24 protein-coding genes and 1 tRNA gene are annotated in these 19,118 nt (G+C 69.8%); 16 read left to right on the plus strand and 9 right to left on the minus strand.

The features are described 5' to 3' along the window. Positions 1-14 precede the first annotated feature (14 nt). Positions 15-935, minus strand: coding sequence for a 50S ribosomal protein L11 methyltransferase (prmA, locus tag V3391_RS09560; RefSeq protein ID WP_332078184.1), 921 nt, complete (start codon positions 933-935; stop codon positions 15-17). 286 nt (positions 936-1,221) lie between these two features. Here prmA and V3391_RS09565 point away from each other — a divergent pair, with 286 nt between their 5' ends. Further along, positions 1,222-2,193, plus strand: a complete 972-nt coding sequence (locus tag V3391_RS09565) for a hypothetical protein (RefSeq protein ID WP_332078185.1) — start codon at positions 1,222-1,224, stop codon at positions 2,191-2,193. Continuing rightward, on the plus strand, positions 2,190-2,624 hold the full coding sequence (locus tag V3391_RS09570) for a hypothetical protein (RefSeq protein WP_425497234.1): 435 nt from the start codon (positions 2,190-2,192) through the stop codon (positions 2,622-2,624). The genes V3391_RS09565 and V3391_RS09570 overlap by 4 nt, the downstream gene beginning before the upstream one ends. 6 nt (positions 2,625-2,630) lie before the next feature. On the opposite strand, the gene V3391_RS09575 is transcribed toward V3391_RS09570, so the two are convergent. Then, positions 2,631-3,041: a hypothetical protein gene (locus V3391_RS09575; RefSeq protein ID WP_332078186.1), complete on the minus strand. Its 411-nt coding sequence runs from the start codon at positions 3,039-3,041 to the stop codon at positions 2,631-2,633. 173 nt (positions 3,042-3,214) lie between these two features. Here V3391_RS09575 and dusA point away from each other — a divergent pair, with 173 nt between their 5' ends. The 4 genes from dusA to V3391_RS09595 all read left to right on the plus strand — a co-directional run bounded on the left by dusA (position 3,215) and on the right by V3391_RS09595 (position 7,013). Continuing rightward, the gene (dusA, locus tag V3391_RS09580) at positions 3,215-4,243 is read left to right on the plus strand and encodes a tRNA dihydrouridine(20/20a) synthase DusA (RefSeq protein WP_332078187.1); all 1,029 of its coding nucleotides are present in this window, start codon (positions 3,215-3,217) and stop codon (positions 4,241-4,243) included. A 153-nt stretch (positions 4,244-4,396) separates the two neighbouring features. Beyond that, positions 4,397-4,762, plus strand: a complete 366-nt coding sequence (locus V3391_RS09585; protein ID WP_332078188.1) for a hypothetical protein — start codon at positions 4,397-4,399, stop codon at positions 4,760-4,762. A 56-nt stretch (positions 4,763-4,818) separates the two neighbouring features. Further along, positions 4,819-5,505 carry a response regulator transcription factor gene (locus V3391_RS09590; protein ID WP_232138017.1) on the plus strand — a complete coding sequence of 229 codons (687 nt, stop codon included), beginning with the start codon at positions 4,819-4,821 and terminating at the stop codon, positions 5,503-5,505. Between the two features lie 89 nt (positions 5,506-5,594). Further along, on the plus strand, positions 5,595-7,013 hold the full coding sequence (locus tag V3391_RS09595) for an ATP-binding protein (protein ID WP_332078189.1): 1,419 nt from the start codon (positions 5,595-5,597) through the stop codon (positions 7,011-7,013). Between the two features lie 74 nt (positions 7,014-7,087). Here V3391_RS09595 and V3391_RS09600 read toward each other — a convergent pair whose 3' ends face one another. After that, positions 7,088-7,840: a M90 family metallopeptidase gene (locus V3391_RS09600; protein WP_425497247.1), complete on the minus strand. Its 753-nt coding sequence runs from the start codon at positions 7,838-7,840 to the stop codon at positions 7,088-7,090. A gap of 25 nt (positions 7,841-7,865) precedes the next feature. Then, positions 7,866-8,141 carry a hypothetical protein gene (locus V3391_RS09605; protein ID WP_332078190.1) on the minus strand — a complete coding sequence of 92 codons (276 nt, stop codon included), beginning with the start codon at positions 8,139-8,141 and terminating at the stop codon, positions 7,866-7,868. Positions 8,142-8,262: 121 nt separating this feature from the next. On the opposite strand from V3391_RS09605, the gene birA reads away from it, so the two are divergent. The 7 genes from birA to V3391_RS09640 all read left to right on the plus strand — a co-directional run bounded on the left by birA (position 8,263) and on the right by V3391_RS09640 (position 12,665). Then, positions 8,263-9,291 (plus strand): bifunctional biotin--[acetyl-CoA-carboxylase] ligase/biotin operon repressor BirA, encoded by a 1,029-nt coding sequence (gene birA, locus V3391_RS09610; RefSeq protein ID WP_332078191.1) that lies wholly within the window; start codon positions 8,263-8,265, stop codon positions 9,289-9,291. Next, a complete protein-coding gene (locus V3391_RS09615) occupies positions 9,288-10,040 on the plus strand; it encodes a type III pantothenate kinase (protein ID WP_332078192.1) in 753 nt (250 codons plus the stop codon). The genes birA and V3391_RS09615 overlap by 4 nt, the downstream gene beginning before the upstream one ends. A gap of 9 nt (positions 10,041-10,049) precedes the next feature. Further along, positions 10,050-10,781, plus strand: coding sequence for an SPOR domain-containing protein (locus V3391_RS09620; RefSeq protein WP_332078193.1), 732 nt, complete (start codon positions 10,050-10,052; stop codon positions 10,779-10,781). A 29-nt stretch (positions 10,782-10,810) separates the two neighbouring features. Continuing rightward, positions 10,811-10,886, plus strand: a tRNA-Thr gene (locus V3391_RS09625). A gap of 120 nt (positions 10,887-11,006) precedes the next feature. Next, complete coding sequence (rocF, locus tag V3391_RS09630) at positions 11,007-11,930, plus strand: arginase (protein ID WP_332078194.1); 924 nt, start codon at positions 11,007-11,009, stop codon at positions 11,928-11,930. A gap of 156 nt (positions 11,931-12,086) precedes the next feature. Next, positions 12,087-12,245, plus strand: coding sequence for an entericidin A/B family lipoprotein (locus V3391_RS09635; RefSeq protein WP_232115549.1), 159 nt, complete (start codon positions 12,087-12,089; stop codon positions 12,243-12,245). 216 nt (positions 12,246-12,461) lie between these two features. Then, on the plus strand, positions 12,462-12,665 hold the full coding sequence (locus V3391_RS09640; protein WP_332078195.1) for a CsbD family protein: 204 nt from the start codon (positions 12,462-12,464) through the stop codon (positions 12,663-12,665). A gap of 100 nt (positions 12,666-12,765) precedes the next feature. Here V3391_RS09640 and V3391_RS09645 read toward each other — a convergent pair whose 3' ends face one another. Next, positions 12,766-13,596, minus strand: a complete 831-nt coding sequence (locus V3391_RS09645) for a hypothetical protein (protein WP_332078197.1) — start codon at positions 13,594-13,596, stop codon at positions 12,766-12,768. A 119-nt stretch (positions 13,597-13,715) separates the two neighbouring features. Here V3391_RS09645 and V3391_RS09650 point away from each other — a divergent pair, with 119 nt between their 5' ends. The 3 genes from V3391_RS09650 to V3391_RS09660 all read left to right on the plus strand — a co-directional run bounded on the left by V3391_RS09650 (position 13,716) and on the right by V3391_RS09660 (position 16,356). Then, complete coding sequence (locus V3391_RS09650; RefSeq protein ID WP_332078198.1) at positions 13,716-15,035, plus strand: tryptophan--tRNA ligase; 1,320 nt, start codon at positions 13,716-13,718, stop codon at positions 15,033-15,035. Next, positions 15,032-15,343 (plus strand): hypothetical protein, encoded by a 312-nt coding sequence (locus tag V3391_RS09655; RefSeq protein ID WP_332078200.1) that lies wholly within the window; start codon positions 15,032-15,034, stop codon positions 15,341-15,343. The genes V3391_RS09650 and V3391_RS09655 overlap by 4 nt, the downstream gene beginning before the upstream one ends. 77 nt (positions 15,344-15,420) lie before the next feature. Beyond that, on the plus strand, positions 15,421-16,356 hold the full coding sequence (locus tag V3391_RS09660) for an MBL fold metallo-hydrolase (protein WP_332078201.1): 936 nt from the start codon (positions 15,421-15,423) through the stop codon (positions 16,354-16,356). A gap of 9 nt (positions 16,357-16,365) precedes the next feature. Here the strand turns inward: V3391_RS09660 and V3391_RS09665 are convergent, their stop codons facing one another. The 4 genes from V3391_RS09665 to V3391_RS09680 all read right to left on the minus strand — a co-directional run bounded on the left by V3391_RS09665 (position 16,366) and on the right by V3391_RS09680 (position 19,015). Further along, positions 16,366-16,752, minus strand: coding sequence for a VOC family protein (locus V3391_RS09665; protein ID WP_332078202.1), 387 nt, complete (start codon positions 16,750-16,752; stop codon positions 16,366-16,368). 60 nt (positions 16,753-16,812) lie between these two features. Then, positions 16,813-17,235 (minus strand): hypothetical protein, encoded by a 423-nt coding sequence (locus tag V3391_RS09670; protein WP_332078204.1) that lies wholly within the window; start codon positions 17,233-17,235, stop codon positions 16,813-16,815. A 122-nt stretch (positions 17,236-17,357) separates the two neighbouring features. Then, positions 17,358-18,116, minus strand: coding sequence for an SDR family NAD(P)-dependent oxidoreductase (locus tag V3391_RS09675; RefSeq protein WP_425497248.1), 759 nt, complete (start codon positions 18,114-18,116; stop codon positions 17,358-17,360). A gap of 8 nt (positions 18,117-18,124) precedes the next feature. Then, entirely contained in the window at positions 18,125-19,015 is an 891-nt protein-coding gene (locus V3391_RS09680; RefSeq protein ID WP_332078207.1) for a tryptophan 2,3-dioxygenase, read from the minus strand. Positions 19,016-19,118 lie beyond the last annotated feature (103 nt).

Here is a 19,118-nt window from a genome sequence, read left to right on the forward strand (position 1 = left end):
GCGGATGCCGCGCCTCAGGCCTGCTTGCGGACGCCGTCGATGCGCACCCAGTCGCCTTCGCGGGTCACTGCCAACTGCTCGAACCACGGCCGGTAGCGACGCAGCAGCTCTTCCTCCTGACCGTCGAGAATGCCCGACAGCGCGATGCGCCCGCCGATCGCCACGCGCTCGGCCAGCGTGTCGGCCAATGCGTCGAGCGCGGTCGCGAGGATGTTGGCGACGACGACCGGATACGTGCCCGGCGGCGCTTCGGCCGGCAGGAACACGTCGAGCGCGGCGCCGACGTCGTTGCGGTCCGCGTTGTCGCGCGAGGCGATCAGTGCCTGCGGATCGTTGTCGATGCCGACCGCACGCGCGGCGCCGAGCTTGAGCGCGGCCAGCGCGAGAATGCCGCTGCCGCAGCCGTAATCGAGGACCTCGGCACCGGTGAGCACGCCTTCGGCCGACAGTGCATCCAGCCACTGCAGGCACAGCGATGTGGTCGGATGCGTGCCGGACCCGAACGCCAGGCCCGGATCGAGCCGGATCACCACCGCGTCGTCGCCGGCGGCCTCGGGCAGCTCGGCGTTCCACGGCACGATCCAGGTGCGCGCGCCGAACTGCAGCGGCGCGTACTGGTCCATCCATGCGCGTTCCCAGTCCTGGTCCTCGACCTTGCGGAAGCTCGCGCGGCTCCAGTCGAGCCCGGCGTCGAAGGCTTCCAGCGCGGACAGCACCAGCAGCGCGTCGGTGTCGTCCTCGAACAGTGCCGTCAGCACGATCGCGTGCCACAGCGGAGTCTCGCCGACGCCGGGTTCGAGGATCGCCTGTTCGTCCGTGGTGTCGGCATCGGCATCGATCATCGTCACCGCCAGCGCGCCGACGTCCTCGAGGGCATGGGCGTAGCGCGGCTGCTCGGCTTCGGTGCAGCGCAGGCTCAGTTCGAGGAAAGGCATCGGGTGGTCCGGGTGGGGCGGTGGGGCCGGGCATCTTGGTGCCCCGGTCGGGGCGCGTAAAGGGGCGAACGGCGTGGCGCGTCGCCTGCGGCCGGCGCGGGCCGGGCAGGATGTGCGCACCGTCGCGCGGCTGCCGCGCAGGCGCGCACAGTCCGGGCCCGGCGCGGGAGGACGGCACTGGCGGCCGCCGCGGTCGGCTAGAATCCGCGCTTCAGAACGCGCCATCGCCACCGCGACGGCGCCTGCCGGCCCACCGATCGCGTGGCCGGATGCCGCAGGATCCGACGTGACCGTCCGAGTGTTCGCCGCCATCGCGCTGTTGGGAGCTCTCGTCGCCGCCGTGGCGATGTGGCGCCCGGCTGTGCCCCGCGCGGACGTCGGCGACGCCGGTGCGACATGGACTGCCGGCGTGGACACGCCTGGCGTCGTCGATGCGTTCGCGCCGGATGTGGCGACGTTGCCCGCTCCAGGCCTCGGCAGCGCGTGGTCCACTGCCGCCGTGCGCCCCTTGCAGCGCGCGTTCGAGCAGGCCGAGGATCTGTTCGCGTTCCGCCAGGACCTGCAGCCGCTGGCCGATGCCGGCGATCCCGACGCGCGCTGGGTCCTCAGCCGCGTCGACGAATACTGCGCGAGTTATGCGCGCGATCCGGCCGGCTTCGCCCGCGACAGCGCGCTCATCGACGGTCTGCAGCTCGACGCGGCGCGCGCGCTCGGCGCGGCCCGGGGCCGCATCGGCACGCGCTGCGGACGTTTCGTGCCCGGCGATGCGCCGACGTTCGTGCAACTGGTCGAGCGCCGACAGGATGCGGCCGAGGCCGGCAGCCTCGCCGCCGAAGCCGCGCTGCTGGCGATGGGCGCGCCCCTGCAGGACGACATGGACTACCGGCGAGGGCTCGTCGAGCGCGTGCAGGCCTCGCGTGATCCGGACGCCTTCGTCGCGCTGTCGCCGGCGATGGGCGTCGCGGCGAGCGGCGACGTGGCGCTCGCCGATACGGTCGCCGGCACCCAGGTCCATGAACTGGCCTGGCAACTGGCCGCGTGCGATCTCGGTCTGGACTGCAGCGCCAGTGGCGCGCTGATGACCGAGTACTGCGCCAACGGCGGCGTCTGCGCACGCGATGCGCGACAGGATTTTTCCGCTTTCGTGCGTGACGCGGCGGTGCCGCGCCAGGGCGCGGAAGAACTCGATCGAATGAAGAAGACCCTGGTCGAGGACGCCCCCGCGTCCCGCCAACTGCTCGGAATGGTGACACGATGAAACGCATGCTCCCCCGCAAGCTCCGCTTCTGGCTCTGGGCGACGCTGTTCGTCGGCTACTCGGTGGCCGTCGCCGGTGTCGTCGTCGACGCGGTCGGCGAGAACTACCGGCGCCTGACCCAGGTCGCGCAGACCACGACCGCCGCGCCGCTCGAACAGCGCCAGCTCGGCGCCGCGCAGATCGCCGCGCTGTATCGCGCGCAGAGCGCCACGCCGTTCCTGGCGCTGCCGCCCGGCAATACCTTCCGGGTGGTGTGGCCGGACGGGTCGACCGAGCTGGTGCGCATCGTCAGCCAGTCGAGTCCGCATGGCGCCGTGCCGGTGGACGGCAGCCAGATCGAGGCCGCGCCGCTGCTCGATGGCGCGCAGGCCGAACTGCAGGTGGTGCCGGTGTCGGTCGCACCGCGTCAGGCGGCCCGCGTCGCCGAGTAAGGACGCTCAGGCCGCGCGCCGTCGCAACGCCCGCGCATGGCGCCGCCGCTCGGCGACGCCGGCCCAGAACATCGCCGAGTGGAACTGCGCGACGCACAGTGCGAGCAGGGTCCAGACGACATCGAGATTGAGATAGACGCCTGCCGCGCGGTTCAGCGCGGCCCATTCCGAACGGCGCATCGCCAGGTTGCCTTCGCCGAACAGCCGGTGCAGCGCCTGGCCCGTCGACAGCGACTGCCAGTCGCCATGGCGCAGCAGGCCGGACGCGCCGAGACCGATGCACGCCACGACGCCCAGTGCCCAGGCGACTGCCAACCACATCGGCGCGCTGTGCAATCCACGGACACGTTGCGACAGCTGGACCGCGCCGAAGCACCACGCCAGCAGCAGCAATGCGGAGACCTGGAGAAACACCATCGACGGCTTCCTGCGCACACCGGTAGGGCGCCACAGGATGACCGGCGGGCGCCGGCTGCGGCATGAAGCCGCGGTGCGGCGTGTATCCTGACGCCCCGTCGTGGCGGGCCGCCCACGCCCCGCCGGCCCCGACGCGACCCGCGCCACGCGCGCCTTTTTTGCCCCGCAGACCCATGACCGGATCCACGCCTCCGTCCTACGACGCGCATGCCGATGCCTATGCGGCGTCGCTGCGCCTGTCCGTCGCACCGATGATGGACTGGACCGACGCGCACTGCCGCGAGTTCCACCGGCTGCTGGCGCCAGGCGTGCGGCTGTACACGGAAATGGTCCACGCCAAGGCGGTGATCCACGGCGATCGCGCGCGGCTGCTGGCGAAGACGCCACTGCAGTCGCCGCTGGCGCTGCAGCTCGGCGGCAGCGAGCCCGACGCGCTCGCGCAGGCTGCGCGCATCGCCGCCGAGCACGGCTTCGACGAGATCAATCTCAACTGCGGTTGCCCGTCCGATCGCGTGCAGGCCGGGCGCTTCGGCGCCTGCCTGATGCGCGAGCCGGCGCTGGTCGCGGACTGTGTCGCGGCGATGGCGCAGGCCGGCGACGTGCCGGTGACGGTGAAATGCCGGCTCGGCGTGGACGACGACGACGATTACGACGCGTTCGCGCGTTTCGTCGACGGCGCGGTGGCCGCGGGCGCGTCGATGATCGTCGTGCATGCGCGCAACGCCTGGCTCAACGGCCTGTCACCGAAGGAAAACCGAGACATCCCGCCATTGCGCTACGACTGGGCGCACCGGCTCAGGCGCGAGCGGCCGTCGCTGCCGGTGGTGCTTAACGGCGGCATCGCCACGCAGGCACTCGCGCTGGAGCAGCTGGCGCACGTCGATGGCGTGATGCTGGGGCGCGCGGCGTATCACGATCCCTACCTGTTGCACACGCTCGACGCGGCGCTGTCGGGCGCAGCGCTGCGTCCCCGCGCCGAGCTGTTGCGCGCGCTGCGGCCCTACGTCGAGGCGCGCATGGCCGAGGGCATCTCGCTCAAGCACATCGTCCGCCATGTGCTCGGCCTGTTCCACGGTCAGCCCGGTGGTCGCCTGTACCGGCAGGTGCTCAGCGAGGGTGCGCACCTGCTCGGCGCCGACTGGTCGCTGGTGGAACAGGCGCTGGCGGCGACCGAGGCATCGGCGGCGCGCCACGCGGCCTAGATGGATTTGCCACGCCGCATCACGCGAATGGCGTGGCGGCGCGGTCGAAGCTGAACCGATACAGCGTTGTCAACGAAAAGTTAAGGACGGATTCACCGCCTCGGCCCGACCATCCAACGTCTACTCGATCGCCCGTTTCCGCCAGGAGTGGCTGTGCCCGTCCCGTCGTTCCGCCGTCTGATCTGCGCCCCGATCGCCCTGCTGCTCTGCGCGGCGGCATCGGTCGTGGCCGCGCAGGATCCGCCGCCGCAGGGGCCTGCTGCCCGCGGGCCCGACATGCGGGCGTCGGTGCAGCGGCCGGAGAACGGTCGCCAGCGTGCCCAGGATTCGATGACCGAGTCGGTGCGCCGGATCGAGCGCAACACCCGCGGCCGTGTGCTCAGCATCGAGCAGATGCACTCCGACGGTCGCGACCTCAACCGCGTCAAGGTGATGGACGACAGCGGCCGGGTGCGCATCTACGTCGACGACCCCGGTCAGCGCGCCCGGGCATCCCGTGCACGCGGCGACGACGATTGATCCTGCATCCTCGCCCCCATTCACGGCCGGGCCGGCCGTCAGACCGGAGTTGACCCATGCGAATCCTGCTCGTCGAAGACGAAGCTCCCCTGCGTGAGACCCTCGCCGCGCGCCTGAAGCGCGAAGGCTTCGCCGTCGATGCTGCACAGGATGGCGAAGAAGGCCTGTACATGGGGCGCGAAGTGCCGTTCGACGTCGGCATCATCGATCTGGGTCTGCCGAAGATGTCGGGCATGGAGCTGATCAAGGCCCTGCGCGAAGAAGGCAAGCAGTTCCCGGTGCTGATCCTGACCGCGCGTTCGAGCTGGCAGGACAAGGTCGACGGCCTCAAGCAGGGCGCCGACGACTATCTGGTCAAGCCGTTCCACGTCGAAGAGCTGCTCGCGCGCATCAACGCGCTGGTCCGCCGCGCCGCGGGCTGGAGCAAGCCGACGCTCGAGTGCGGCACGGTCACGCTCGACCTCGCCGCGCAGACCGTCAGCGTCGACGGCAAGAACGTCGATCTGACCAGCTACGAGTACAAGGTGCTCGAGTACCTGATGATGCACGCCGGCGAACTGGTCTCGAAGGCCGATCTGACCGAGCACATCTACCAGCAGGACTTCGACCGCGATTCGAACGTGCTGGAGGTCTTCATCGGCCGCCTGCGCAAGAAGCTCGATCCGGAAGGCGCACTGAAGCCGATCGAGACCGTCCGCGGACGTGGTTACCGCTTCGCAATCCCCCGCAACGGCGAGGGATGAGTTGGCGACGCCGGCCGCGGATTTCCGCGCTGGCGCTGCGCCTGTCCGTCGTGCCGCAGCGCCGACGGACTGCGTGTCCGGTTTGATCGATGGCTGATACCCGACTCACTGCCCGTCTGCGTCCGCGATCGTTGCGGGCGCGCCAGCTGCTGGCCGCGAGTATCGGCCTGCTCGCGTTTCTGGCGCTCGCGGGCTACGCGCTCGATCGCGCCTTCATCGACGTCGCCAGCGAAGGCCAGCGCGAACGTCTGCGCAATTACGTCTACGCGTATGCAGGCGACATCGAGTTCCTGCGTGGCGGCGACATCTATCCTTCCGAATCGCCACCGGACGATCGTTTCCTGCGTCCCGGTAGCGGGCTCTACGCGGAAGTCGTATTACCGTCTGGAGAGACTTGGACCTCGCAGTCAGCATCAGGGCCCCAGCTGCCAGAGGCGACAATGCTCTCGGCGCGGGAAGAAAAATTCGACGGCCCATTGCCGATGGTGCGCAGCGATGGCACGCCGGGCGAGGCGTATCGCTATGGTCTCGGTCTGGTCTGGTCGCCGGATGGCCGCAGCGATACCGAGTTCGCTTACACCATCTATGTGATGGAAGACGCCGGCATCGTCCCGCGACAGGTGCGCGTGTTCCGTGCCGCGCTGTGGGTGAATCTCGGCGTCGCCGGCGTGATCCTGCTGCTGCTGCAGGGATTGATCGTGCGCTGGAGCCTGTGGCCGTTGCGCCGCGTGGAGCAGGAACTCGTGCGCGTGCAGCGCGGCCAGTCCGAGCGCATGGGCGTGCAGCATCCGCACGAACTGCAGCCGCTGACCGAAAGCATCAATGCGCTGATCGAGAGCGAGCGCGAGCATCTCGCGCGCCAGCGCAACACGATGTCCGATCTCGCCCACAGTCTGAAGACGCCGCTCGCGGTGCTGCGTTCGCGTCTGGATGCGGGCAGTGGCGATGCCGAACTGCGAGAGGAAGTGGAGACGCAGCTGCAGCGCATGAACGATCTGGTGACCTACCAGCTCGCGCGCGCCGCATCGAGTGGCCATCAGCTGTTCTCCGCTGCGATCGAGATCGAACCCAGCGCCGAGCAGATCGTGCGCGGGCTGGAGAAGATCTACGCGGCCAAGGGCGCGGTCTGTGAATTCGAGATCGATCCGAGCGCGCGTTTCCACGGCGAGCAGGGCGATCTGCAGGAACTGCTGGGCAACCTGCTCGAGAACGCGTTCAAGTGGGCGAAATCGCGCGTGCTGCTGACCGTGCGGCCGGGCGAGACCGCGCCCAACCGCCGTCCGGGTCTGGTACTGATCGTCGAGGACGATGGTCCGGGCATTCCGGCCGATCGGGTCGCCTCGATCCTGCAGCGCGGCGTGCGTGGCGACGAGCGCGTGCAGGGCCACGGCATCGGTCTGTCGATCGTGCAGGACATCGTGCACAGCTATCGCGGCGAGCTGCACGTGGGCCGTTCCGAGGAACTCGGCGGCGCCTGCTTCTCGGTGCGCCTGCCGCCGGGCTTCTGAGCGCTGCATCGCCCGTGGGAGCGCGCTTGCGCGCGACTCGACGACACCGCACTGCCGGGTTTTCGCGCGCGCGGCTACGCCGATACGTCGAACGGTGACGGACCGTAGAACCGCGCCAGATGCGCGGCCACGTCCGGCAGCACCTCACGCAGCAGCGCCGGCGCGCTGAAGTGGTACTCGCTGCAGACCGCGAAGAATTCTTCCGGTGCTTCGGCCGCGTACGGATCGATCGACATCGCTTCGCCGGCATCCACGCGCTCGACGAACGCATCGAAGCTGCGCTGGAAATCCGCCGCCCACGCGCGCTGCCAGTCGCGTGGCAGTGGCGGTGTGCCGTCGAGCAGGCCGTCGAGCGCGTCGATCTTGTGCGCCATCTCGTGCACCGCGACGCAGAAGCCGGCATCGGGATCGGCGATGTCGGCTTCGACGTCCGCCCAGGAGAGCACCAGCGGGCCGCTGTCCCAGGACTCGCCGATCAGTTCGTCGTCCCATTCGTGCATCACGCCCGCCGCATCGACGTGACTGCGGTTCACGCGGAACGCGTCGGGATAGACGATCAGCTGCGACCAGCCGTGCAGGCCTTCCTCGCCGAATGCGAGCAGCGGCAGACAGCACAGCGCGGCCAGCGCGAGGCGGGCGCGGTCGTCGAGTTCGAGACCGGCCACCGGCGTGATCGTCTTGCGCTGCAGGAACAGCGCGGCCAGCGTGCGCAGCTTCGACTGCGCCGGCGCATCGAGCGCGCGCACCCACGGCAGCCGGTCAACAGTGGCCGACCAGTCGGCATCGGGAATCTGTGGAGGCGCGCCTGCGAACAGGCGGCGGATCAGCGAACGCACGTGCCTGGCGGGTCCGTCAGCGGAACATGCCCGGCAGGAAGCTGTGCCAGCGCGGCCCGCGGACCGGACCTTCGGTCTCCCCACCGCCGGTGACAGCCGGGCGGACCTTGGAGGCGCTGCCCGCAGCGGGCGCGCGGCGCACGTTGGCGGTGTCCGGCGACGGCTCGCTCTGGGGTGCGTTGGCCGCGGGCAGGCAGGGCGTGTCGGCGGCCGTGTCCGTGATCGCGTCGCGCGCGAAGACGGGCAGGCTCGCGCCCAGCAACAGCAAGCAGACCATCAGACGTGCGGACATCGGATCACCCTGGAAGGAAGCAGGACGCACAGCCTGCCGATCATAGCGCACGTTCCGCTGCGGCGACGCTGCGTCGCGGCAATGGGCGACACCCGGCGCCGGCGTCGCCGATAATCGGGCGATGTCTTCGTCTCCAGCTTCCCCGCGCGCCGTGGCGCAGTCACCCGAGCGCGCCCTGCTGCAACGCCTGATCGAAGGTCCGGTGTCGGGCGATGCGCTGGCCGAGGCGTCGGGACACACCCGGGCCGCGGTGTGGAAGCGCATCGAACTGCTGCGCGAGGCCGGCGTGCCGATCGTCGCCCGCGCCGGTGTCGGCTATGCACTCGCGCAGCCGCTCACCTTGCTCGACGCCGACGCGATCCTCGATGGGCTCGGTCCGGCGGACCGCGCACGCCTGGCATCGCTGGACATCGCATGGAGCATCGATTCGACGAATGCCGAACTGCTGCGCCGGCCGATGCCGGGCGACAACGCTGAAGTGCTGCTGGCCGAACGCCAGACCGGCGGCCGCGGCCGTCGCGGGCGCAGCTGGCAGTCGCCGCTCGCGGCACATCTGTATCTGTCGCTGCAGCGCGGGTTCGACGGTGGCCTCGCGCGTCTCGGCGGACTGAGCCTGGTCGCGGGCGTCGCCGCGGTCGAGGCCCTGCGCGCGCTGGGCATCGAGGCCGTGCGGCTGAAATGGCCGAACGATCTGGTCGTCGTCGATGCGGACGGGCTGCGCAAGCTCGGCGGCATTCTGGTCGAGGGCGGCGGCGAACACGCCGGCCCGGTCCGGGCGGTACTGGGCATCGGCGTCAACGTGCGCATGCCCGAGGCGCAGGCCGCGGCGATCGACCAGCCGTGGACCGATCTGGCGACCTGCTGCGCGGACGCGCCGCCGACGCGTGACGTGCTCGCCGCCGCGGTGCTCGGCGCCTGGCTGCAGGCGCTGGAGCTGTTCGATCGCGAAGGGCTGGCCCCGTTCCGCGAACGCTACGCACGCATCGACGCGCTCGACGGCGCGGCGGTGGACATCCACACCGGTACCGGCACGCTGCGCGGCATCGCCGCGGGCATCGAGGACGACGGCGCGCTGCGCGTCCACGTGGACGGCGCGTTGCGCGTCTTCCACGCGGGCGAGGTCAGCGTGCGCAGGGAGGGCATCGCGTGAATACCTGGCTGTTCGATCTGGGCAACACACGGCTGAAATTCGCGCCGCTCGACGGCGACGGCCGCATCGGCGCGGTGCAGGGCACCGCGCACGTGGAAGGCGGGTTCGATCCCGAGTGGCTCGAGGAACTGCCGGCGCGCATCGACGTCGCGATCGTCGCCAGCGTCGCGTCGCCGGCGCTGCGGATGATCCTGCTCGATGCGCTGGCCGCCCGCGGCGCGCAGGTGCAGCTGGCGCACACGCTGCCCACGCTCGACGGGCTGACGATCGCCTACGCCGATCCCACGCGCTTCGGGGTCGACCGGTTCCTCGCGCTGCTGTCTGCGCATGCCGACGGCGCGCCGGCGCTGGTCGTCGGTGTCGGCACGGCGTTGACCGTCGATCTGATCGATGGCGCAGGACGCCACCTCGGCGGTCGCATCGCGCCGTCGCCGACGCTGATGCGCGAGGCCCTGCACCGGCGTGTGGCCCAGCTCGCACCGACCGGCGGCGCGTATGCGGAATTCGCCGACGACACCGACGATGCGCTGGTGTCCGGCTGCGAGGGCGCCGCGCTGGGCCTGGTCGAGCGCAGTCTGTCGGAGGCGACGACACGGCTCGGCGCGCGGCCGCGTCTGCTGCTGCACGGCGGCGGGGGCGAGGCCTTGCGCGGCCGTCTGCCCGACGCGCACTGGCGCGCCGACCTGGTCCTGCACGGACTCGCGCGCTGGCACCGTGCGAGTGCCGGCATCGCGTCGCCGGAAGGGTAGGATCGCGCCATGCTGCTCCGCGCGACCGTCGTCCTGCTGGTGATCCTCAACTTCGGCGTTGCGGTGTGGTGGGCCGTGCGCGGCGCGCCGGGCGATGCGGCCGCGCTGGTCGACACGGGACCATCGACCTTGCGGCTGGTCGGCGAGCCGGCAGCGGAGGGCGCGGAAGCGCCTGCAGCCGGCGCGCCCGGTTCGATCGAATCCGAAGCGACGGCGGCATCCGCCGGGGCAGAGGCGGATCTTCCCGTCGACACCGCACTGCGCGCGGCCGATCCCGCGCAATGCGTCGCGCTGGGACCGTTCGCCGATGCGCCGACCCGCGACGCGGCCCTGGCGCAGCTGTCGCCGGTGGCCGTGGCGGTCGCCGCGCGCGACGTCGGTGAAACCCCGCGTGGCTGGCGCGTCTGGATGGCGCCGTTGCCCGATCGCGCCGCGGCCGACGCGATGGTCGCGCGCCTGCTCGCCGCCGGCTTCAACGACTATTACGTCATCGCCGACGGCGCCGAAGCCAACGGCATCGCGCTGGGTCGGTTCGGCAGCCAGCCTGCCGCCAACGCGCGCGCGCAGGCGCTGCGCGACGCCGGTTTCCAGGCCGATGCCGCGCCGCTCGGCAGCACGCTCACGCGCCACTGGATCGACGCGACGCTGGCCGACGGCGACACCGGCGATGCCCTGCGCGCGCGCGTTGGCGCGGCCCGCGTCGAAACGCGCGACTGCAACGCGCAGCAGGTTGCAGGTTAGAATTCCGCCGCGGCCCCGCCGCATGCCATGCCGGCATAGCTCAGTTGGTAGAGCAACCGCCTTGTAAGCGGTAGGTCCCCAGTTCGAATCCGGGTGCCGGCACCAGTTGCGATGTCGTTCTGCGTGCGCCCGCGCCTTCCGGCGCCTTCCCACGGCCACCCCGGCGTCGATGCCACACCGCCGTCGCCCTGTGCGCGATGGCTGCGCATTCGCTCAGGAGAGGTCATGCAGCAGACGAATTCCCAGGTGTCGATCTTCGGCGTGCCCACCGATGTGGGCGCCGGCCGTCGCGGTGCATCGATGGGCCCCGAGGGCCTGCGCGTCGCAGGCCTGGTCGAGGCGCTGATCGCACGCGGCGTCGACGTCGACGACCTCGGCGATCTCAAGGGCCCGAAGAATCCCTGGACCGGCCCGCGCGAGGGCTACCGCCATCTCGACGAAGTGGTCGCCTGGAACCGCGCGGTGCTCGAGGCGTCCAGCGCCGAGCTCGCACGCGGGCGCATGCCGATCATGCTCGGCGGCGACCATTGCCTGGCGATCGGTTCGATCGCGGCGGTCGCCAACCACTGTCGTGCGACGGGCCGCAAGCTGCGCGTGCTGTGGCTGGACGCACATACAGACTTCAACACCTCGCAGATCACCCCGTCGGGCAACGTGCACGGCATGCCCGTGGCCTGCCTGTGCGGCATCGGCCCGGACGAGCTGACCGGTCTGGGCGGCGTGTCGCCGTCGATGCAGGTCGCACAGTTCCGCCAGATCGGCATCCGTTCGGTCGATCCCGACGAGAAGCGCCTGGTCAAGGAGCACGGCCTCGACATCTACGACATGCGCTACATCGACGAGGTCGGCATGCGCCGGGTGGTCGAGGAAGCGCTGGAAGGCCTGGACGACGACACGCACCTGCATGTGAGCTTCGATGTCGACGTGCTCGACCCGACCATCGCACCCGGTACGGGCACGCCGGTGCCGGGCGGCATCAACTACCGCGAGGCGCAGCTGGTGATGGAGATGATCGCCGACAGCGGGCGCCTGGGCTCGCTGGACATCGTCGAGGTCAACACCGCGCTCGACCAAGGCAACATGACCGCGGAGCTGGCGGTGGATCTGGTCGAAAGCCTGTTCGGCAAGTCGACCTTGATGCGCGACTGAAAGCCCGCGTCTTCACGCCACGCGCGCATCGTTGAACGCGCGGTGCCGCGGGCGAACCGGTGCACACGGCTTTCACGAGGCAGGTTTCTATAGTCGCGCCATGGTTGCGGAGGTCCGCAGCTGTTCGCAACGAAACCGGAATCCCTGGAGAATCCCATGAAGCGTTTGACCGCACTGATGCTGCTCGCCATGTTCACCGTTGGCACCCTGACCGCCTGCAACACCATGAAGGGTGCCGGCCAGGACGTGCAGAAGGTGGGCGAGAAGGTGGAAGACAGCGCCAACAAGACCGGCGGCACCACCACGCGTCCCTGATCCACGCAGTCCATCGCACGAAAAGGCCGGCATTGCCGGCCTTTTTTTATGCGTGCACTCCAGGACCGACGCGCGCCCGCTCAGCGACGTGACGGCACGACTTACGAATTCTCGACCCGGGGTTGATGGCTGCGATGCGATGGTGGGGTCGCAGTACGGAACACGCATGCGCCAATGCGTCCGTGCCGCATCCACCCGAAGACAGGATCGATCGCCATGAACAAAGACATCATTGCCGGCAAATGGACCCAGGTGAAGGGCAAGGCGCAGGCCAAGTGGGGCGACCTGACCGACGACGTGTTCGATGTCGCGGCCGGTGACAGCAAGTACCTTGCGGGCAAGCTGCAGGAGAAATACGGCTGGGAGCGCAACCGCGCCGAGCGCGAGGTCAAGGACTTCGAGAAGACGCTCGACAGCTGACGCCGCTTTACGTGCGTTGCGACGCACGCTGCCATCGAAAGACGAACGGACCGGCTCGCGCCGGTCCGTTTGCATGTGCGGCGTCGAATATCCGGAAGGCTCAGGGATCCGGTACGAAGCCGCCCGGGAACGCTTCGGGGCGACGCGCCTGCGCCCAGGCGCGATGGCGTGGCAGGACACCACGTGCGACCAGCGCATCGACGCTGTCGTAGCGCAGCGTGGTGACCTGCACGGGCGTGCGCGTGGCGCGCTCGAATGCGGTCGACGACACCGGCGCCCATTCGCGTGCGCCATGGCCCGTGCCGATGCTCTGGCGCTCGGCGCGCATGTTCGACGCGTTCGATTCGGCCGCAACCGAGTCGGAGGCGGCGGACGCCGCGCGTTCGCGTGCGACGGGCGCGGGCGGCGAGGGCGGTGCCGGGTAGGGCGCCCGGGACACCGCGACGGGCGGCGATGCGCGTTCGCCGAACACCGCGATGCCGATCGTGCCGACGTTGTCCGGCCGCCCGGTACGCGCCGCGTAGCTGTCGCCGAGCGCAGCGAATTCGAAGCGCGCGACATCGTCGTGCGACTTGCGCCAGCCGGTGATCTCGGTCGTCTGCCAGGGCGCGAGCACGTAGCCGGTCTGCGAGGGCGCCGCGGTCTCGCCGCTGATCGCGTTGACGCCGTCGACCGACAGCACGGCGAGCACGCGCGCGCCGGTCGTGTTGGTCAGGCGGATCGCATACGGCGCGCCCGGCGTGCCGGCGATCCAGCTGTCGCCGCGATACGACACGGGCTGCGCCGTGCCGCCGGTGTCGCGGTCGACGACTTCGATGCGGACACGCTCCTGCGCCTTCCAGACGCGGGTCGCGTGCGCGGCGGGCATCGCCAGCAGACTGCCCAGCAGCAGCCAGGCGGCGATGGATCGGACGGGGCGGGGTGCGTGCATGGCGGGTCTCTCGCGGGGGGGTGTACTGGCGAACGGCCCCGCACCGCCAACGGGGTTACGGCCGGTCGCACGCCGGGCAGCGGTTAGACTGGTGACCTGTTTTCCGCAGCCTGCAGCCCATGTCCCAGCGTCCCCAGCGCGTCCTCACCGGCATCACCACGTCCGGCACGCCGCACCTCGGCAACTACGTCGGCGCTGTGCGTCCGGCGATCACCGCCAGCCGCGCGCCGAACACCGAGAGCTTCTATTTTCTCGCCGACCTGCACAGCCTGATCAAGGCGCAGGACCCGGCGCGTACCCAGCGCTCGACGCTGGAGATCGCGGCGACGTGGCTCGCGGCCGGACTGGATCCGTCGAAGGTGTGGTTCTACCGCCAGAGCGACGTGCCGGAGACGACCGAGCTGATGTGGTTGCTGACCTGCGTGGCCGGCAAGGGCATCCTCAACCGCGCGCACGCCTACAAGGCGGCGGTCGACAAGAACCGCGCCGACGGCGAGGACGACGATGCCGCGGTGACAGCGGGCCTCTTCATGTACCCGGTGCTGATGGCCGCCGACATCCTGATCTTCAACGCCGACCGGGTGCCGGTGGGTCGTGACCAGATCCAGCACATCGAGATGGCGCGCGATTTCGCCCAGCGCTTCAACCACGTCTACGGCCGCGACTGGTTCAACCTGCCGGAAGCGGCGATTGACGACAACGTGGCGACGCTGCCGGGTCTCGACGGCCGCAAGATGAGCAAGAGCTACGACAACACCATTCCGCTGTTCGTGCCGCAGGCGCAGCTCAAGAAGCTGGTGTTCTCGATCCTCACCGATTCGAAGATGCCGGGCGAAGCGAAGTCGACCGACGGCTCGGCGCTGTTCCAGCTCTACCAGGCCTTCGCGACCCCGGACGAGACCGCGGGCTTTTCGGCTGCATTCGCCGACGGCATCGGCTGGGGCGATGCGAAGCAGCAGCTGTTCGATGTCGTCGAGCGCGAGATCGCGCCGATGCGCGAACGCTACGAGGCCCTGATCGCGAAGCCGGGTGACATCGAGGGCATCCTGCGCGATGGCGGCCAGCGCCTGCGCGAGCGCTACGCGATTCCGCTGCTGCGCGAGCTGCGCGACGCGGTCGGCCTGCGCAACCTCGGCAGCGCGGCGTCGATTCCGTCCGATGCGCCTGGGGCCGTCAGGGCGGCGCCGCCTGCGTTCAAGCAGTACCGCGAAGCCGACGGCAAGTTCTATTTCAAGCTCGTCGACGGCGAGCGCGTGCTGCTGCAGAGCGCGGCCTTCGACGCGCCGCGCGATGCGGGCCAGACCATCGCGCGCCTGCGCCGCGGTGAACTCGCGCTCGCCGACGCACCGGCCACCTTCGGTGACGGCGTCGATGCGGCCACCGTGCAGGCCGCGTTCGATGCGCTGGCCGCCGCCGATGCCGAGAAGGCCGCCTCGTGAACCCGACCGTCGCCCAGAATCTCGCGCTGCTGCTGTTCCTGCCGTGGTTCCTGATTCTGGGCGTGCTGTTCTGGGTGTATCCGCGCCAACCGCGCGGCGTGCGACGCGTGGTGTTCGATCTCGTCAGCCTCGCGGCGTCCGTCGTCGCATTCCTGATGTCGATCCACTGGGCGCACGCGGTCGCCGACAGAGGGCACGGCTCAATGTGGGCGCAGATTCTGGCGACGGCCCTGGGCTACGGCGTGTTTCTCGCGGTGCTCGGCACTGCATTCGCAGTACGTAGGCGCGTCTTGCACCGCCTCGGCTGAGCGGCTTCGACCAAGGCCGTATCGGGCGCGGGCGCCGCGCGGCCTAGACTGTCGGTTCTGTCCAACGGGAACGTCCGATGCACGATCACGCGATCACGATCATCGACACCGGCTACGTGCGTCCCGGGCTGTGCGCGGCCTATCTGGTGCAATCGCAGGGCCGCGCGGCACTGATCGACTGCGGCACCGCCACCTGCGCGCAGACCGTCCTCGACGCGATCGATGCGGCGGGCGTGGCGCGCGACGCGGTCGACTGGCTGATGGTCACCCACGTGCATCTCGACCACGCGGGCGCTGCCGGTCCGCTGATCCGCGCGCTGCCGAACGCGACGCTCGTCGTGCATCCGCGCGGCGCGCCGCACATGATCGATCCCACGAAACTCATCGCCGGCGCGAGAGCCGTCTATGGCGATGAAATGTTCGAACGCGACCACGCCGGCATGCTGCCGGTCGCCGAGGACCGCGTGGTCATCGCCGACGATGGTCACGTCGTCGAACTCGCCGGGCGCCCGCTGCTGTGCATCGACACGCCCGGCCACGCACTGCATCACTACAGCGTCTGGGACGCCGCGACGCGCAGCTGGTTCGCCGGCGACACGTTCGGCCTGTCGTATCGCGAACTCGACACCGCGAATGGCGCTTTCACCCTGCCGACGACCTCCCCGGTGCAGTTCGATCCGGCGCAGATGCACGCCTCGATCGACACGCTGCTCGCGAAATCGCCGGTCTCGATCCGCATCGCGCATTACGGTGAAGTCAACGAATGCGCGCGGCTCGCCGCCGATCTGCACACGCAGATCGATGCGATGGTCGCGATCGCGCGCGGTGCGGACGGACATGTCGATCGCCACGAGCGGATCGTCGACGGACTGACGCGGCTCTACACCGATCGCGCGCGTGCGCACGGCATCGAAGAGGCAGATGCGCGTGTGCAGGAGATCCTCGGCGGCGACATCGTCATCAACGCGCAGGGTCTCGGCGTGTGGCTCGACCGGCAGGCACGCGCCGGCTGAAGCCGCGCGTCAGTCCCAAGTGTTGCGGTGCGGGCCCATTGGCGTGCGCTGCGGGCGCACAACGCAGAAGCGGTGCCCGCTCGGTGCCTGCATGACCCACCAGGTCTGCACCTGCTCGACGCGCACGGCGCCGAGTCGCTCCAGGCGTGCGACTTCGGCGTCGACGTCGTCGGCCTCGATGTCGAGATGGATGCGCGACGCGTGGTCGACCTTCTGCAGCATCAGCACCGGCTCGTCGTCGGCGGTGTCCAGCACCGCGTAGCGGCCGTCATCGTCTTCGGGTGGCAACGGCTTGACCGGCTTGCCGAGCGCCTGGCGCCAGAACTCGACGTGCGGCGCGAGATCCTCGACCTGGCAGTCGAGGACGAACGTGGACAGACGGCTGCGGTGCGGCATCTCCGACCCTCCGATTTGGATGCACCGGAGGATCGCGCGCGGATCGCGCAGCCGGTGTGATCAGGGCAGCAGCGGCTGACCGAGATCGGCGAACAGCAGGTTCTGCGCCTTGCGCGCATTCGAGCGCGGCACCTTGGCGACCACGCCGGGGTGCGTGAGCGCCAGATTTCCCTGCATCACCAGCGCGTCGACGTGCACGTAGCTGCGCGTGGTGTAGCGGTCGCCATCGCGGTCCACTTCGAAGCGCATCGGCGCGGTCAGGAAGTTGACGCCCTTCTGGTAGACGCGGCGGCGGCCGTCATCGCTGCGCAGCTTGTAGCCGTTGGAGGATGCCCAGGTGTCGATGCGTCCGAGGACATCACCGTCCGCGTTGAAGGCGCGCTCGTCCCAGGGGTTGTTCGCACTCTTCGCCCGGTTCGCAGTGAACACGAGTGCACCGAATCCAACCAGACCACCGACAATCGCCCAGATCATGATCGACATTGCGCCGCCTTCCTTTTTGATGAATGGGCGCGGACTGTAGACGGTGTGACGTGAGGGAGATGCTGGGGCGGGCCCCAGCTTGCGCTCGATGCGCGGCATGCGGCAGGCGACGCGCCGGTCGATCAGCCTGCAAGCATCTGGCCGCCGTCGACCGCCAGGACCTGCCCGGTGATCCATCGTGCCTGGTCCGAACACAGGAACAGGGCGGCGGCTGCAACGTCTCCGGGGGCACCGAAACCGCCGAACGGAATCGAATCGCGCACGCGGCTGTACAAGGCGGGATCTTCGATGGCGCGTGCAGCCCACAGGCCGCCGGGAAACTCGATCGATCCCGGCGCAAGCGCGTTGACGCGGATGCGCGCCGGTGCGAGTTCCGCGGCCAGCGTCACCGTGTAGTAGGTCAGGGCCGCCTTCGCGGTGGAATAGGCGGTGGCGCGTGGCGTGGGTCGCAACGCGTTGATCGAGGCGATGTTGAGGATCGCGGGGTGTTGGCTGTCGCGCAGGTACGGCAGGGCTGCGCGGTTGCAGCGCACCGCCGCCATCAGGTCGACCTCGAAGCCGGCCCGCCAGGCATCGTCGTCGGTGCCATGGGCGAGCGCGGAGGCGTTGTTGACCACGATGTCGACCCCGCCGAGCGCCAGCGCCGCCGCCTCGACCCAGCCGGCAGGCGCATCCGCTTCGGCGAGATCGCAGCGGTGCGTGTGTATCCCGGCGCCATGGATCCGGAGTCGGGAGGCGGCCTGATCCAGTGCCTCTGTGCCGCGTGCGCAGATGGACACGCTGGCGCCGGCCTGCGCCAGTGCGTTCGCGATCGCCAGTCCGATGCCGCGGCTGCCGCCTGCGACGAGCGCGCGGCGTCCGTGGAGCGTGCCGGACGGCAGCGGATCCATTACGGCGCGGCGCTGACGTCGGCGTCGCTGCCGCGCCCCGGTCCGACGTGCGTGCGGACTTCGAACAGTTCGGGGAAGAAGGTCAACTCCAGAGCCTGCTTGAGGAAGCCGACGCCGCTCGAGCCGCCGGTGCCGCGCTTGAAGCCGATGATGCGCATCACCGTGCGCATGTGTCGGAAGCGCCACAGCTGGAACTGCGATTCGAGATCCACCAGGTCCTCGCACAGCGAGTACTCGCGCCAATGGCGTTCGGTATCCTCGTAGATCGACTCGAACACCGGCACCAGCGTGGCATCGAAGGTGTGCGGCTGGCGCCAGTCGCGCTGCAGGTGCCGCGGATCGACCGGATGGCCCCAGCGGGCGAGATAGCACAGGAATTCGTCGTAGAGGCCGGGCGCGTCGAGCACGGCCTGCAGCGCTGCCTGGCCGTCGGGCTCGTGGGCGAACACGTCGAGCATCGCCGCGTTCTTGTTGCCCAGCAGGAACTCGACGGTGCGGTACTGCAGCGACTGGAAGCCGGATGACGGACCCAGCACGTCTCGGAACTCCATGTACTCGGCCGGCGTCATCGTCTCCAGCACCGACCATTGCTCGGTCAGCTGCCGCAGCACCTGCTTGCAGCGCGCCAGCACCTTGCGGCAGCGCCAGACCTCGTCGCGTTGCAGGTGGCCGATCGCCGCCGACAGTTCGTGGATCAGCAGCTTGAGCCACAGCTCCGAGACCTGGTGCTGGACGACGAACAGCATCTCGTCGTGATGTGGCGGCTGCGACAGCGGCTGCTGCGCGGCCAGCAGCAGGTCCAGACGCAGGTAGCCGCCGTAGGTGATGCGGCCGGACAGGTCGCGGTGGATGCCGTCTTCGAGAGGGCGCTGGTTGCGGTCGATCGTCATCGGCGCAGGGTACCGCAGGCCCCCCCGCTCCCGTGCGCGCTGACGCTGCGCGGCGACAAGTGCCGGCCGGCGTCATGCAATCGCCATCCAAGCCCGGCACAAT

Source organism: Luteimonas flava, assembly GCF_036584485.1.
Lineage (GTDB): Bacteria > Pseudomonadota > Gammaproteobacteria > Xanthomonadales > Xanthomonadaceae > Luteimonas > Luteimonas flava.